Genomic DNA, 14,317 nt, shown 5'->3' with positions numbered 1-14,317 from the left:
TCAAAAGAAGACAACATTTCAACTGATGGATTGGGCATCAAATGGAGCTGATTGTCTCCCGCGACAAAAGTAATAAAATTATTCAGATTTCAATTAATCCCCTCCCACCATTTGCTGAAAACCTGTGTGGTGTCGTTCAGATTGACAACTTCGCCGATCCTGGGAGTTACCAGTGGTATCCGGTCTCCTTGCTCATTCATTTCGGTGATGGTTTTTAACGGCTCGTCCCAGGGATGGTGAGATAATTTGAATTTAGAAGAATGGACGGGAAACAAGCGTTTTGCTTTTAGGTCTTTTGCTGCCTGTAATCCCTCCTCGGGCATTAGATGGATGGCCCGCCACGCCTGATTATACTGGCCGTTCTCCAGGATAGCCAGATCAAATCCACCGAATTTTTCCCCGATTTCAGCAAAATGGGCGTCATATCCGCCGTCGCCCCCGAGATATAATTTTAACTCTTTGGTTTGTAGAATAAATGCCAGCCAAAGAGTATTGTTCCTTGAAAAACTCCTGCCTGAAAAATGGCGTGCCGGTGCAGTATACAGGGTGATATTATCGGAAATGAACACACTTTCGTTCCAATCTTTCTCGGTAATCTTTCCCGGGTCGAATTTCCAGTACTCGAAATGCGCGCCTACACCCAGACCGCAGACAATGTGCCCGACCGTGGGTTTCAATGTCATTATTGTCGGATAATCAAGGTGGTCGTAATGATCATGAGTGATAAGCAGATAATCAATTTCAGGCATGTCATCGGCCGAATATACATCTGTCCCATTGAATGATTTATTGGAATTAGGTACCGGCGAAGCATTGCCGCTAAAAACCGGATCGATCAGAAACCGCTTTCCGTTGAGTTGGATAAAATAAGAGGAATGGCCGAACCATACCAGCACATTTTCATCGAGTGGCAGGTTTTTCAAATCTGTCTTCAGGGACGGGATCTGGTCAACCGGTTTTGTACGTGGAGCTTTCTTAAAAAGGAAATTGAAAAAGACCTTCGCAGGCGATTGATCCCCGCTGAAATTGGGTGTATGGCGGATATTGCGGAATTGTCCATCTTGGTAATTCGGGGATTGTTGTAATTGCTCGAGTCGTTCCCCGCTTGGAGCTTTGCCGAACTTCGGTTGCCGGATATAGAAAAATATCGTAATGCCCAACAGCAATACGATGCTTACAATGACTATCATTATTCTTTTTATCAATTTCATGTGGTAAAGTCGCTATTGTCCATCAAAGGTCTCGCTTTTTTAAAGAAAAATGGAGCGGAAAACTGTTGATACTCTTTGGTTCCCATTCCGTAGAGGGTGATCTTTCCTTCGCCGTTACTATATGGATTCCAAAGCACCCACTCTTTGCCGACGGTGAAGTGCGCATGCGGGGTGGAAATTTGTTGTATGAGTCTTCATATCTGTGCCTTGTTAGAGTCATCTATAATTTATTATAACAAAAAAAGGATTGAATGTTTCCTCCCTTTTACATAGATGTCCGTTAGCCTCGGCGAGTGGGAGTTATTGATATGATCTCATTGTAATTCAATTACAAGCATTGCTGTAGCTGCGGCTATGCCAAAACTGAGCAAGGTTCCGATCAAAATATATTCTGTTAATTTTCTGTCTTTTGATTCCCTTAAGTCCCCAAAACGGAAAACCGATTTCGCAGCCAGTAAAAATCCGATAGCTCCCCAATTACCGGTTAATATAAATGTGAAGACAAATAATCGCTCCAATATACGGATATACTTTCCCGCACTGGCCAGGGATGCGTCGTTATTGTCGTCCAACGATTTTGACCAGTTGGACATGAGAACCTGTATGATTATACTGCTTACTACCGTTAAAAAGAGTATTGCTGTAATGTAAATCCATACGTTTACATTATCGAACCATGCATGAAAATTGAAACTTGATCCGCTTTATGATCAGGGCTTTTTGGAGTGCTTCTTCCGGATGATCAATCTCTATCTGAAAAAAATCACCCCACACCAACTCCCATTGCTCGGGAGCCTTTCCCCATGTGCTCAACAGTTTCTTCAGGGGTGACTGCCATTTCTCCTGATCTGTCAGCTTCCTTGACGCGATGATATCTCCTTTTATAACTGCTATCATGTGCTGGTTGTTATAATTGAAGTGGCAAAGTTAAATATAATATTGCACATTATCGCAATGTGAAGTATTATTGCATGTTTAAGCAATAATGCGGGGTATTGCATAAATCCGCGATAATTTGAATTATCGCGGATGTTGTGACGGAAATATATGTTGTCATTTGATGTGTGCGTTTCAAAAATCCCTCATTGGCTGTTGTCTGCCGATGAGGGATCCAATCTTTAGTGAATGGTTGTTTCAGAGATTCAACGATTCCCTGTCAAATTTTTCATACCGGGGTGGGGATGGAGTATAGTGATCATCATCCCATAGGTTACTGGTGATCATGAGGTCGGCGCTGTACCGGTTGCAGGCTATAGGTATATTATGCACCCGGCACTGGCGAAGCAACATCATGATATCTGCTTCGTGGGGTTGCGGATTGAGGTCGTCTATCAGAAAAACGGCCAGGTCTATCTCCTTGCGAACCACCATGGCGGCAATCTCCGCATCGCCCCCCATCGGCCCTGAATTCATGATGGTGAATTCAGGATAGACTCCTTTTTCGTACAAAGCATCCCGCACCAGTGTGCCGGTGGTGCCGGTGCAAACGAGGTGATGCTTCGACAAAAAATCGGCATTAAAAACCACCCATTCCACCATATCGGCTTTGCGGTGGTCATGCGCCACCAAAGCTATTGTTAGTTTTCGTTTCATATTTGAAAGAGTTTTAGAATCAAGAGCCAAGAACCAAGATCCAAGAATCAAGAACCAGGATAATGTTTAATTGCGTTTCTCATCACCGCATCATCAAATCGGTGAATCATCCCATATTATATCCCTAGTTCCTCCCGAATAGCGCTGATCTTCTTGTTTGCCGCCTCTTCCGCTTCTTCCAGGGCTTCTCTCGTTTTTGCCGGTTCACCCTTCACTTCAATATAGAATTTGATCTTTGGTTCTGTGCCTGAAGGACGGATAGAGAGTTTTGTGCCTTCTTCTGTGAAGAATTGCAGCACGTTGGAGGTAGTTGGCATCTCCAGTGAAATATGTTCACCGTGAAGATGATCCACAGCCTCCAGTTTTGCGAAATCCTTCGCCAGGGTAACCGGGGATCCGCCCAGTGAAGTCAGAGGATTCACCCGGAAATTCTTCATCATAGCTTCTATCTCCTCGGCACCTTCCTTGCCTTTGCGTACCAGGGAGATACCCACTTCTTTGGAATAGCCGTATTCCAGATAGATATCCTGCAATAGTTCGTACATACTCTTCCCGTTGTCACGTGCCCATGCTGCTATCTCCGCGAACAGGGTGCAGGCCGATATGGAGTCTTTGTCGCGTACGAAGTCGCCGGCCAGAAAGCCGTAGCTTTCTTCTCCTCCTCCGATATATTTTTTTATTCCTTCGTTCTGGCGGATGATCTCGGCGATCCATTTGAAACCGGTGTAGCAATCGAAGAGCTCAATACCCCTCTTATCGGCAATTTCTTTTACCAGTTCGGTGGTGACGATTGTCTTTACTACATATTCCTTACCTGTAAGTAGTTGCAGTTCATCGCGACGGGTCATCAGGTAATAGAGGCAGATCAGCATCGTCTGGTTACCGTTGACTAAGATGAAATCCCCTTTATTGTCGCGGATAGCCGCACCGATACGGTCTGCGTCGGGATCGGTCGCCATCACCAGATCGGCATCGATTTCCATGGCCTTTTTGATGGCCAGGTCGAGTGCTGCCGGTTCTTCCGGGTTGGGGGACACCACAGTCGGGAAATCTCCGCTTATCACATCCTGTTCAGGAACGGAGATGATATTGGTGAAGCCTACCGCTCTCAAAGCGTCGGGCACGAGCGTGCTTCCGGCTCCATGGATCGGCGTGTAGACAATCTTCAGGTCGTTATGGCGGGTAATGGCCTGGGGCGAGAGCACCAGTTTTTTTACCTCTTCGATAAACGCTTTGTCCATATCCTTTCCAATAATCTCGATCAGCTCTTTGTTTCCCTCAAAACGGATATCATCTACCGATTTAATACGGTTCACTTCGGCGATGATATTTTTGTCGTGCGGGGCAAGCACCTGCGCGCCATCGTTCCAATAAGCTTTATAACCGTTGTATTCCTTGGGATTGTGTGAAGCGGTGATCATAATTCCGCTCTGGCATCCCAGCCTTCTGATAGCGAAAGACACTTCAGGGGTGGGACGCAGATTCTCAAAAAGATATACTTTAATGCCGTTCGCGCTGAAGATATCAGCTGAGATTTCAGCAAATTTACGGCTGTTATTACGGCAGTCGTGACCGATTACTACCTTGATCTCATCCAGGTCGCCAAATTCTTTTTTGAGGTAATTTGAAAGCCCTTGTGTGGCAGAACCTACCGTATAGATGTTCATTCGGTTACTGCCGGCACCCATGATGCCGCGCAGACCGCCGGTGCCGAATTCAAGATCCTTATAGAAAGCATCGATCAGTTTCGTTTTATCGTCGCTGTCGAGCATTTGTTGTACCTCTTCTTTCGTCTCAGCGTCGTAATTTCCTTTAATCCAAGATATAGCCTTGTCGGTGACTTGGGCTAATAATGTTTCTTCTTCCATGTTAAAACAGTCTTAATTTTTGTTTATTGAATAGGATGTACTTTGTATTTTTCGCCAGTCTGGTCGACTATCTTTCTGTAATATTCGTTCGAATATCCCGGGCGTAAAGGAGAAGCCGGTTTCCCGTATGGGTTGCGTTTAAATTGTCCGTTCTCCTCTCTTTTGATTACACCGTCCACATATTTCACCATAAGATATTCACCCAGTTTTTTCCATTCTGTTACCCCCTCTTTCACAAGGCTGTTGGTGTATTGTGTAAGATACTGAACAGCTTGTGAGGGAGATTGTTCACGAAGCCGTGCCGCTTCCTGTTCCACTTCGGGTTGTGCGGTTCGGAATTGGTTTTCGAGCTTCGATTGCACTTTTTTCATATCTACGCTCATATCGCTGTAACGGGTGTACGCCATATTGGAGACCCAATTGTGAATCCAGAAAGCGGATGTCCATGAGAAAGTCAGCAGGTCTCCATTACCCGCGGTCATTTCGGGAGGTGTTTCTGTGTGGCCGCAATAGAACGGATAGTACACCGTTTGTGCCGCATCGTCGATACCGAACCAAAGGATTCCACCTATTTCATCAGGCAGCCAGGAACGCATCTGTGCCACGAATGAGAAGGCTGTTTGCTGTGTGGCGATAGGGCGTTCGTTGCAATATTCCACGGAATCGACCTCAAAAGAGAGCGGACTCCAACGGTAGGGCGAGTTGAAGGGGCCCGCACCTACATCGAAGCGCCAATCGAGTTCGGTTCCTTCGTAGTGGTCGCGCATCATCTCCTGGATATCCTGTGCGCTCAACTTTCTGTCGGGTTTGATATAGAGCGGCATGGGATCCGTGGTTTTTCCCTGCGCGTAGGTGACGTACCGGGCCATATCCTTGTTCACTTTGTTGAAAAACGACCATACCCGCGCTTCACAGTAGCGGAGCGCGCCGAAATCAAGAGGAGCGTATGCTTTGGCAAAACTGAAATCGGTATCGTTACCTTCAAAATATCCTTTCTCACGGGCGAAGGAGATCACATCCGGAGAGTAGATGCAATTGTCGGGATCGTTCAAGGGGAATTGCTGGATGCGTGCCTGGTTGGCATGAGCTGACACACAATCGTCAGGGATGCGCACAGCCACCCAGACAGCCCCTTTGTTGCCGGGGCCTTTGCCGATCATCTCCATCACCCACACCTCTTCGGGGTCTGCTATTGAGAACGATTCGCCCGAACTGTGATAGCCATGTTCATTTACCAGTCCGGTCATCACGCTAATGGCTTCCCGGGCGTTTTTGGCACGCTGTAGCGTAATATAAATAAGGCTTCCGTAATCCATAATGCCTGTGGAATCGGACAGTTCGCTCCGTCCACCGAAAGTTGTCTCGCCAATGGCCAACTGGTGCTCGTTCATATTACCTATCACATTGTAGGTCTGTAATGCCTGAGGTATTTCTCCCAGATACTTTCCTGTATCCCACTCGTATACTTTGAGCATTTCTCCCGGACTATATTGTCTTGCGGGCCAGTGATACAGTTCTCCATACAGCGCGTAGGAATCGGCAGCATAGGAGATCAGTGTGGATCCGTCTGTGGAAGCTTTCTTCCCTACCAGCAAATTGGTACAGGGAAAGGAGCCAAGGGTTACGCACAACAACGCAATGACGGTAATAACTTTCTTCATATGATTATTTTATTTTTTTATTTCGGTATATCGAACTCGCTTTTAATCGTGTTCTTGTGTGAGAACAATTATCATGCTCGGTTCATACTTTTTTTTAATTTCTTAACTTGAGCGTAAAGGTACTTTATTTTGTTCAATTTCCCCAAAAGGTAGAATGGATATTTTATATTTATTTCGCTGCAATGGTTCGCACAATTCGAAAAAAGAAGCTATTTTTGTAGTGCTTAAAAGTTGTGTAACAATGAATAAAAATACAAAGAAATTCGGATCAGGAAGAATTCTGGGACTTACTGTCTATCAGATTATCATTCTTCTTGTGCTGATCGCGATGCTCTTTTTCTTCAGTGACAGTAGTGTTACCAAAAGAATGAAATATGAGGCTCAAATAAAAGACCTTGAATCCCAGATCGAATTTTACCGGGAACAGACAGAGACAGATACGGAAAAGCTGAATGAGCTTCAATCCAATAAAGAAGACCTTGAGAAATTTGCGCGGGAAAATTATCTCATGAAAAAGGAAAATGAAGAGATTTTTATCATTAAAGAAAATAAGTAAGAAGGGATTAAGGTGAATAATCAAAAAAAAGTAATATATTTGTAAGACCATAATCGGGTTCTGGTTGATATTTTACAAATAATTAGCGCATATACAATGCATCGCGTAAAAGATATTCTATTTTGGATTTCCGGTATTTTGATTTTATTATCAGCGGTATTCTATCTTTTCACACCTGCTGTGGCACCTTGGATAATGGCTTTGTCCGTGGCAGTTTTCTCTGCCATCACTTTCACAAACCCCTATCCGGGAAAAAGTATACGTGGTAAGAGGTTGTTTAATTTTCAGCTGTTTTCATGCATATCGATGATTGTGGCGACTTTTCTGATGTTCAGGGGACGTAATGAGTGGGTACTGGCAATGATCATAGCAGCAATATTTCTGCTCTATGCGGCTGTTATGATACCCCGGGAGTTGGAAAAGGAGAAAAATAAACTATAAAATCCCGGTATGTTGCATGTAATATTCTTCTATGGATAATGTAAACAGGAATATACTCGTTATTGACGACAATCTGACTGTTTGTCTGATGCTGAAATCTTGGTTAGTAAAGAAAGGGTTCAGCGTGGAAACAGCCATCAATGTTTTGGAAGCAAAGCAGAAGGTGAAGGAGCAACCGTTTGATTTGATCCTGAGCGATATAAGGATGCCCGATGCCGACGGCTTCAGTTTTCTTGCCTGGGTAAAGAAATATGATTCGGATATACTGGTGATCATGATGACCGGTTATGCTGACATAGAGTCGGCAGTCGAGTCGATGAAATCGGGCGCGGTAGATTATATTTCCAAGCCGATCGAACCGGAGCAACTTTTCAAAAAAATCGATGAAGCCATTCTTCGTCAGGAACGGATGTTGAAACAAAAAGGCTTTTCCGATGATTTCATCAAGTTCCCGGGTGCGGAATACAAGCAACTCTACAAACAACTCGACCATATTATAGAAAATGACCAACACCGGTTAATCCTTGGTGACCGGGGGACAGGAAAACTCTCTGCAGTAAAATATATCTACGAAAAAGGCACCCACTTGCCGAAACCATTGGTAATTCTCGATAATGATAAATCTGCCGATGTGGTAAATTCCTACCGTAAATTGTCTGATAGAAGTGATCACAAGTCACCCCTTATGCGGAAATTTCTTGAAGCAAAAGGGGGGCTGCTGTACATACGGCAAATAGCCTATCTCGATATCAACCAGCAGGATGAGTTGTTGAACATCCTCACCAGACAAAAAAAAGACGATGATTTTACCCAAGTGATCATGAGTTCGGAGATGCGGAAAGAGGAATTGCAGAAGCGCCTTATTCCAAAACTTTATAATCTGGTGATACAGGATTGTATCGTGTTGCCTACCCTGAAAGATAAAAAAGAGGTAATCATCTTCCTTGCCAATCATTTTCTCCGGTTTGCCAACGCTACACTCGACAAACAGATAGACACCATTGATCCGGCCGTGCTGGACCGGCTGGCCGGTTATGCTTGGCCGGAGAATATACAGGAATTGAAGAACTGTATCATAAAAGCCGCCTTGCTTACCGACGAGACAACCATTCCTCCATCCATTATTCCGGAGTTGTTCGGAAAGGGAGCAAAAAATAATAACCGCTCGCAACTATTGAACCCAATACAGGGCCTTCGCAAGGAATATTACGAAAAAGAAAAGATCATGGAGGCACTGGAACTGGCCAAAGGTAATAAAACTATGGCAGCCTCCATACTGAATATTGACAGGAAAACACTTTATAACAAGATGAAGCTGTATAACGTCATTATCAACAACTGAAGAACAATATGCGCTCATTACCTGAAAATAGAAAACAAAGTTCATTAAAGATCAAATTTACCGTTATTATCGGATATCTGCTGGTGGTGGCAGTCATGGCCTTAGGTCTTGTTTCTCTCTATAATAATCTGGTGAAATATTCCAATACCCGGATCAAAGGCGAAGAGATGCCGGAATTACTGATTGTGGGAAACACGCTTTCCATGCTTTATGAGATTGAGAGCGGGCAAAACCTGATGAACGCGGAAAACGCGGAACAGTATTTCCAGAAGTACGATTCTATAACTCCCAAGATCAGAACCAACCTTGATGAGTTGAAACAGGTGGCGGCCGATTCATCACGCATAGAGAAGTTGGATACCATACAATTGTTGGTGGACAGGAAAAGGGAAAACCTCCAGGAAATCGCTGTGTTGCTCGATTCCTTCCGCCGTGCTCCGAGAATCGTGATGCAATACGAAAGCAGTTATGTGCCGCTGAAATTGAATCAGGAGATAACCGATTATTTGGAGAGTAAGAATCTGAACAGCGCGGATGCCAATAAAAGTGACACAAGTGTGGTGGCCGGTAACCGGAGAGGTTTTATGGATCGTGTACGGGACGTATTTGTAGCCCGTGTCGACTCCACCGTGGTGATTGAAAAGAGGTCGATTGTTTCGGATCACGAGCTTAAACTGATCGTGGATACTATTGTCAACAAGGTGCGTTATTCGGAGAGGCTCGATCTGGAGCGGCAAAGACAATTTCAATTAGCCTATCTTGCCCGTCAGGAGTTGATGAGCCAGACCAACCAGATGCTTACTTCACGTATTGACGAATTGTTGAAGGGAATTGAACAAGAGGAGTTAGAAAGGTCGCTTCAGCTCCTTAAGGCGAAAGAACAGACTATCGCCGGCTCTCAACGTACCATGTTTATCGCTTTCTGTCTGGCGTTGCTTATCGCATTTGTTTTCGCCATACTCTTTCTGGTGGATATTAACAAAAGCCAGCGCTATAGAAGACAACTGGAAGCGTCTAATAAACGTATTTCCGATTTACTCGCCTCACGTGAAAAACTGATGCTCACCATATCGCACGATATCAAGGCGCCCATGAGTTCAATCCTCGGATTCATCGAGTTGATGGATATGCGCGGCGATCGGAAAAACGAGGCTTACCTTAACAATATGAAAAACTCGGGAGAACAAATCCTGGAGCTTGCATCCGCATTGCTGGACTATCATAAGTTGGAAGAAGGAAGCTGGCAGTTGAAGGAGTCGAATTTCAGCCTGTACGGTCTTATAGAAAATACGGCTTCAGGCTTCGGGCCGCTGGCTTCAAGGAAAGGCCTGGAATACCGTGTTGAAAATAATCTGCCTGAACAATTGGTTGTGTATGGTGATCTCTATATGATACGCCAGATTATGAATAATATTATCTCCAATGCGGTAAAATACACGTCGGAGGGTAGTGTCCGGGTCAGGGCCTGGTTAAAGGACGATGACTCCCTGAAACGTCTTCTGTTTTCAGTCACCGATACCGGTGAGGGAATCGATGACGCTGATCAACAGATTATCTTTCAGGAATTCAAGCAACTGGACAACCCTCTCGGTGAGGAGGGAAGTGGTCTGGGGTTGGCTATCACCAAAGGGTTTATTGAGGCATTGAATGGGACTATCCGTCTCAATTCCCGCAAAGGGGAAGGAGCTGAATTCATTGTGGAGATTCCTCTCAAAGATGCAAAAGGAGAGATACAGGTTGAAAGCGGTGGCAAGCCTGAGATACGCCAACAGGACCTTGAAGGTGTTTCTGTGCTTCTTGTGGATGATGACCCTGTTCAGTTGGCGATGACTTCGGAGATGCTTGCCAAGAAGAACATAAAGAGCGTGACGCAAATTAACCCCGATAAGGTGTTACCGCTTCTTCAATCGTCTTCCTTTGATATCCTGTTTATGGATATTCAGATGCCCGGGACCGACGGATTGACACTGGTGGAAAAGATTCGTCGTTTAGGGAGCGAGCAGGTGAAAAATATGCCTGTAATAGGGTTATCCGCCAGATCGGATATATCGAAAGAAAAGATGCAGTCTGCCGGATTTACCGATTTTCTTTTTAAACCGTTCACTTCCGACAGGTTATACAGTATTATCCGGCACTATGTGGGGAATGGAAATCCCGAAGAGGAGGACTTTATGCCGGAAGAAAACCAATCTTTCGACGAAGAAAAGGGAGCCAGGGCGTTGATCGAATTCGTGAGTGAAGACAAACAGGCTTCCGCGGCCATTTTGCAATTGTTTATCAATGAAACGGGAGAGTGTCGCGTTCAACTGGAAGAAGCTTTCCTGAAAAAAGAGAAAAAGGCCGCTCAGGGAATCATTCACAAGATATTGCCCCTGTTCCGGTTAATGGGAAATAAGCCCTTGATTGACCTGATGGTGAAATTGGAAAAAGGGGAGATCCTATCGGAAAATGAGGAATCTTTTGTGCTGAATAAAATCGAAGAACACCTCGAAGAGGCAACAACTCTCAGAAAAGAGATCGACGAAAAGTAAAATGAAGCTGGATCCGAAGATCGAAAAATATAAGCGCTATCTTCTGCTGGAGAAAGGATTGTCGGCCAATAGCATTGATGCCTACATGACCGATCTGGAGAAATTGCTTGATTTCATGGAAAACAAAGAGATCGATATAAAATCGGTTCAGACCGCTCATCTGGAAGAGTTTCTTTCCGAACTGCATGATAAGGACATTTCGCCCCGCTCCATAGCCCGTGTCATTTCGGGCTTGAAATCATTTTTCCGCTTTGTTTTGCTGGACAAGATCCGGAGGGATGATCCCGCCGAATTGCTGGAAGCACCCAAGATCGGCCTGAAGCTTCCGGTGGTTTTGTCAGTGGAGGAGATCGACGCGTTACTGGCAGCCATAGATGTGTCGTCAGCCGAAGGCACCCGAAACTACGCTATTATTGAAACATTGTACAGCTGCGGACTTCGTATATCAGAACTGACCAGCCTCCGCTTTTCGAATCTCTTTTTCAACGAAGGTTTTATCCGTGTGGAGGGAAAGGGAGGTAAACAGCGGCTGGTACCCATTTCCGATGTGGCCATACAGAAGATCCGTGACTGGCTTTACTATCGGAATCAGATTCCCATCCAGAAAGGAAATGAAGATATTCTCTTTGTCAGCTCACGTGGCAAAGCCATCTCCCGGGTCACGGTTTTTTATTATATCAAGCGGTATGCCGAAGAAGTGGGTTTGCAAAAAAAGATCAGCCCGCACGTTTTTCGTCATTCGTTTGCCACCCATCTGCTCGAGAGAGGCGCCAATATAAGGGTGATCCAGGAGATGTTGGGTCATGAGAAGATCACTACTACCGAGATCTATACTCATATCGACCGGCATTTTCTCCGACAGGAGATCATCGAACATCATCCGAGAAGTTGATGAGAATAATATGTCAATGAGAATAATGTATAATGTAATAATGTGGAATGGAGGGAAGGTTATTTTGTTAATTGAAAATTGAAAATGAAAACTAAATCATGAAATTTTGAAATATTGAATCTTGAATTTGGAATCCTGAATTTTGAACAGGTGTCGAAAATTTATCGGGAAAAGAGTCGATGCAGCGGGATAATTTTATATATTTGCTGAAAAATCAATAAACAAATGCAACGCTCCTGAGATACGAGTTCACACACACAGATATCAACAACGCTTGTGTCATGATTCTTGGCTCTTGGGTCTAATTTTTAATCATATGAAGTTTGTAGTATCAAGCGCCGCACTGTTGAGTCACTTGCAGGCCATAAGCAGAGTTATTAATTCCAAGAACACATTGCCTATTCTCGACTGCTTTTTGCTCGATCTGAAAGGTAACACACTCTCACTTACCGCAGCCGACAACGAAACCCGGTTGGAGACAACGGTGGAGGTGAATAGCGCGGAAGGTGAAGGAAACCTGGCCATCAATGCCCGGAACCTGCTCGACCCTTTGCGTGAATTGCCCGACCAGCCGCTCACGTTCGATATCAACGACGAAACACTGGAAATATTTCTCTATTATCATAACGGGAAATACAATTTTGTAGGCCTGAAAGGGGATGAATATCCGGAGCCGAAGCCGCTTAAAGATTCATTTATTACATTGACCGTGGAGGCCGATACACTCTTTTCAGGTATCAACCGGACCGTCTTTGCCACCGCCGACGATGAATTGCGTCCGGTGATGAACGGTATCTATTTTGATATTACAACCGACGACCTTACTTTCGTGGCTTCCGACGGGCACAAACTGGTTCGTGTGACCACTACTGAGACCAGGGGCGAAGGACGTTCATCATTTATCCTGCCAAAAAAGCCGGCGAACCTGCTCAAATCACTTCTTCCGAAAGAATCCGGCATGGTGGAGATTAAGTTCGATGAGAACAACGCTTATATCACCATGTCATCTTACAAGATGGTATGCCGCTTTGTGGAGGGGCGTTACCCCAATTATAACTCGGTAATCCCGCAGAACAATCCCAACACGTTTACACTGGATCGCCTGACACTACTCAACGCGCTCAAACGCGTGGCTGTATTCTCCAATCCGGCCAGCAACCTGGTGAAATTCCAACTCTCGGAAGATAAAATCGTGATTACCGCCCAGGATATCGATTTCCTGACCACTGCGGAAGAAACCATACCCTGCACTTACGAGGGGAATGTGATGAACATCGGATTTAAAGCCTCTTTCCTGATTGATATCCTTGATAATATACCCTCCTCGGATGTGCGCATAGAACTTTCCGATCCGTCACGGGCCGGGTTGATCCTTCCTGTCGAGAAAGAGGAAAACGAGGATATGCTGACGCTGTTGATGCCGATGATGTTGAATGACTAACGATAATCTGATGAAGTTAAATCTTAAGAATCCTCTGGTCTTCTTCGATTTGGAGACGACCGGGATTAACATCATACACGACCGCATTGTGGAGATATCATTCTTGAAAGTGTATCCCAACGGCAAGGAGGAGGTCAAATCACGCCGCATCAATCCCGAAAAGCCTATCCCTCCACAGGCTACCGCTATTCACGGCATCACCGATGATGACGTGAAAGATTGCCCTACTTTCAAACAGGTAGCACGGTCATTGGCCGACCAACTCGAAGGATGTGATCTGGCCGGCTTCAACTCGAGCCGGTTCGATGTGCCGCTGCTGGCGGAAGAATTCCTTCGCGCCGGCGTGGATTTCGATATGAGCAAACGTAAATTTATAGATGTGCAGATCATCTTCCATAAAAAAGAACAGCGTACCCTGGAAGCAGCTTATGCTTTTTATTGCAATAAAAAATTAGATAATGCGCATTCTGCCGAGGCTGATACCATAGCGACCTACGAAGTGTTGAAATCGCAACTCGACCGCTATCCCGATCTGGAAAATGATATTGAAAAGTTGTCGAAGGAGTATTCGAGTTTCAACAGTAATGTGGACTTTGCCGGACGATTTATCTATGACGAGAAAGGAGTGGAAGTTTTTAACTTCGGGAAACACAAGGGAAAACCGGTGGCAGAGGTACTCAAAAACGAACCGAGTTATTACGCATGGATGATGGATGGCGATTTTCCGCTCAATACCAAACAGGCGCTTACTAAAATCAGACTTCGTGGGATGAATGGTTAA

At 44.9% G+C, this 14,317-nt stretch carries 13 protein-coding genes; 7 read left to right on the top strand and 6 right to left on the bottom strand.

Annotated features, from left to right (window positions below):
* Window positions 1-89 precede the first annotated feature (89 nt).
* The 6 genes from D7D25_RS10145 to D7D25_RS10120 all read right to left on the bottom strand — a co-directional run bounded on the left by D7D25_RS10145 (window position 90) and on the right by D7D25_RS10120 (window position 6,333).
* Window positions 90-1,190, bottom strand: a complete 1,101-nt coding sequence (locus tag D7D25_RS10145) for an MBL fold metallo-hydrolase (protein ID WP_122968845.1) — start codon at window positions 1,188-1,190, stop codon at window positions 90-92.
* 335 nt (window positions 1,191-1,525) lie between these two features.
* Entirely contained in the window at window positions 1,526-1,804 is a 279-nt protein-coding gene (locus D7D25_RS10140; RefSeq protein ID WP_221407999.1) for a hypothetical protein, read from the bottom strand.
* A gap of 73 nt (window positions 1,805-1,877) precedes the next feature.
* Complete coding sequence (locus D7D25_RS10135; RefSeq protein WP_221407998.1) at window positions 1,878-2,108, bottom strand: hypothetical protein; 231 nt, start codon at window positions 2,106-2,108, stop codon at window positions 1,878-1,880.
* Window positions 2,109-2,345: 237 nt separating this feature from the next.
* On the bottom strand, window positions 2,346-2,804 hold the full coding sequence (locus D7D25_RS10130; protein WP_122968844.1) for a methylglyoxal synthase: 459 nt from the start codon (window positions 2,802-2,804) through the stop codon (window positions 2,346-2,348).
* Between the two features lie 116 nt (window positions 2,805-2,920).
* Window positions 2,921-4,672 (bottom strand): phospho-sugar mutase, encoded by a 1,752-nt coding sequence (locus D7D25_RS10125; protein WP_122968843.1) that lies wholly within the window; start codon window positions 4,670-4,672, stop codon window positions 2,921-2,923.
* Window positions 4,673-4,695: 23 nt separating this feature from the next.
* Complete coding sequence (locus tag D7D25_RS10120; protein WP_122968842.1) at window positions 4,696-6,333, bottom strand: C69 family dipeptidase; 1,638 nt, start codon at window positions 6,331-6,333, stop codon at window positions 4,696-4,698.
* A gap of 241 nt (window positions 6,334-6,574) precedes the next feature.
* On the opposite strand from D7D25_RS10120, the gene D7D25_RS10115 reads away from it, so the two are divergent.
* From D7D25_RS10115 to D7D25_RS10085, 7 genes are all read left to right on the top strand, one after another.
* Complete coding sequence (locus D7D25_RS10115) at window positions 6,575-6,889, top strand: septum formation initiator family protein (RefSeq protein ID WP_122968841.1); 315 nt, start codon at window positions 6,575-6,577, stop codon at window positions 6,887-6,889.
* A gap of 96 nt (window positions 6,890-6,985) precedes the next feature.
* Window positions 6,986-7,330, top strand: coding sequence for a hypothetical protein (locus D7D25_RS10110; protein WP_122968840.1), 345 nt, complete (start codon window positions 6,986-6,988; stop codon window positions 7,328-7,330).
* Between the two features lie 31 nt (window positions 7,331-7,361).
* Window positions 7,362-8,672 (top strand): sigma-54 dependent transcriptional regulator, encoded by a 1,311-nt coding sequence (locus tag D7D25_RS10105; protein WP_122968839.1) that lies wholly within the window; start codon window positions 7,362-7,364, stop codon window positions 8,670-8,672.
* Between the two features lie 8 nt (window positions 8,673-8,680).
* Window positions 8,681-11,203 (top strand): ATP-binding protein, encoded by a 2,523-nt coding sequence (locus D7D25_RS10100; protein WP_122968838.1) that lies wholly within the window; start codon window positions 8,681-8,683, stop codon window positions 11,201-11,203.
* A 1-nt stretch (window position 11,204) separates the two neighbouring features.
* Window positions 11,205-12,095 (top strand): site-specific tyrosine recombinase XerD, encoded by an 891-nt coding sequence (gene xerD / locus D7D25_RS10095; protein WP_122968837.1) that lies wholly within the window; start codon window positions 11,205-11,207, stop codon window positions 12,093-12,095.
* A gap of 316 nt (window positions 12,096-12,411) precedes the next feature.
* The gene (gene dnaN, locus D7D25_RS10090; protein ID WP_122968836.1) at window positions 12,412-13,536 is read left to right on the top strand and encodes a DNA polymerase III subunit beta; all 1,125 of its coding nucleotides are present in this window, start codon (window positions 12,412-12,414) and stop codon (window positions 13,534-13,536) included.
* Between the two features lie 10 nt (window positions 13,537-13,546).
* Window positions 13,547-14,317, top strand: coding sequence for a 3'-5' exonuclease (locus D7D25_RS10085; RefSeq protein ID WP_122968922.1), 771 nt, complete (start codon window positions 13,547-13,549; stop codon window positions 14,315-14,317).

The sequence above is a fragment of the Proteiniphilum sp. X52 genome (genome assembly GCF_003712195.1).
Taxonomy (GTDB): domain Bacteria; phylum Bacteroidota; class Bacteroidia; order Bacteroidales; family Dysgonomonadaceae; genus Proteiniphilum.
The sequence above is the reverse complement of the archived record's forward strand: the minus strand, read 5'-3'. Positions and strand labels throughout refer to the sequence as shown.

What these genes read in the sequence shown, in the direction of transcription:
- D7D25_RS10145 (WP_122968845.1), bottom strand. Translation starts at nt 1,190, where the DNA reads ATGATAGTCATTGTAAGCATCGTATTGCTGTTGGGCATTACGATATTT.
- D7D25_RS10140 (WP_221407999.1), bottom strand. Translation starts at nt 1,804, where the DNA reads ATGTCCAACTGGTCAAAATCGTTGGACGACAATAACGACGCATCCCTG.
- D7D25_RS10135 (WP_221407998.1), bottom strand. Translation starts at nt 2,108, where the DNA reads ATGATAGCAGTTATAAAAGGAGATATCATCGCGTCAAGGAAGCTGACA.
- D7D25_RS10130 (WP_122968844.1), bottom strand. Translation starts at nt 2,804, where the DNA reads ATGAAACGAAAACTAACAATAGCTTTGGTGGCGCATGACCACCGCAAA.
- D7D25_RS10125 (WP_122968843.1), bottom strand. Translation starts at nt 4,672, where the DNA reads ATGGAAGAAGAAACATTATTAGCCCAAGTCACCGACAAGGCTATATCT.
- D7D25_RS10120 (WP_122968842.1), bottom strand. Translation starts at nt 6,333, where the DNA reads ATGAAGAAAGTTATTACCGTCATTGCGTTGTTGTGCGTAACCCTTGGC.
- D7D25_RS10115 (WP_122968841.1), top strand. Translation starts at nt 6,575, where the DNA reads ATGAATAAAAATACAAAGAAATTCGGATCAGGAAGAATTCTGGGACTT.
- D7D25_RS10110 (WP_122968840.1), top strand. Translation starts at nt 6,986, where the DNA reads ATGCATCGCGTAAAAGATATTCTATTTTGGATTTCCGGTATTTTGATT.
- D7D25_RS10105 (WP_122968839.1), top strand. Translation starts at nt 7,362, where the DNA reads ATGGATAATGTAAACAGGAATATACTCGTTATTGACGACAATCTGACT.
- D7D25_RS10100 (WP_122968838.1), top strand. Translation starts at nt 8,681, where the DNA reads ATGCGCTCATTACCTGAAAATAGAAAACAAAGTTCATTAAAGATCAAA.
- xerD (WP_122968837.1), top strand. Translation starts at nt 11,205, where the DNA reads ATGAAGCTGGATCCGAAGATCGAAAAATATAAGCGCTATCTTCTGCTG.
- dnaN (WP_122968836.1), top strand. Translation starts at nt 12,412, where the DNA reads ATGAAGTTTGTAGTATCAAGCGCCGCACTGTTGAGTCACTTGCAGGCC.
- D7D25_RS10085 (WP_122968922.1), top strand. Translation starts at nt 13,547, where the DNA reads ATGAAGTTAAATCTTAAGAATCCTCTGGTCTTCTTCGATTTGGAGACG.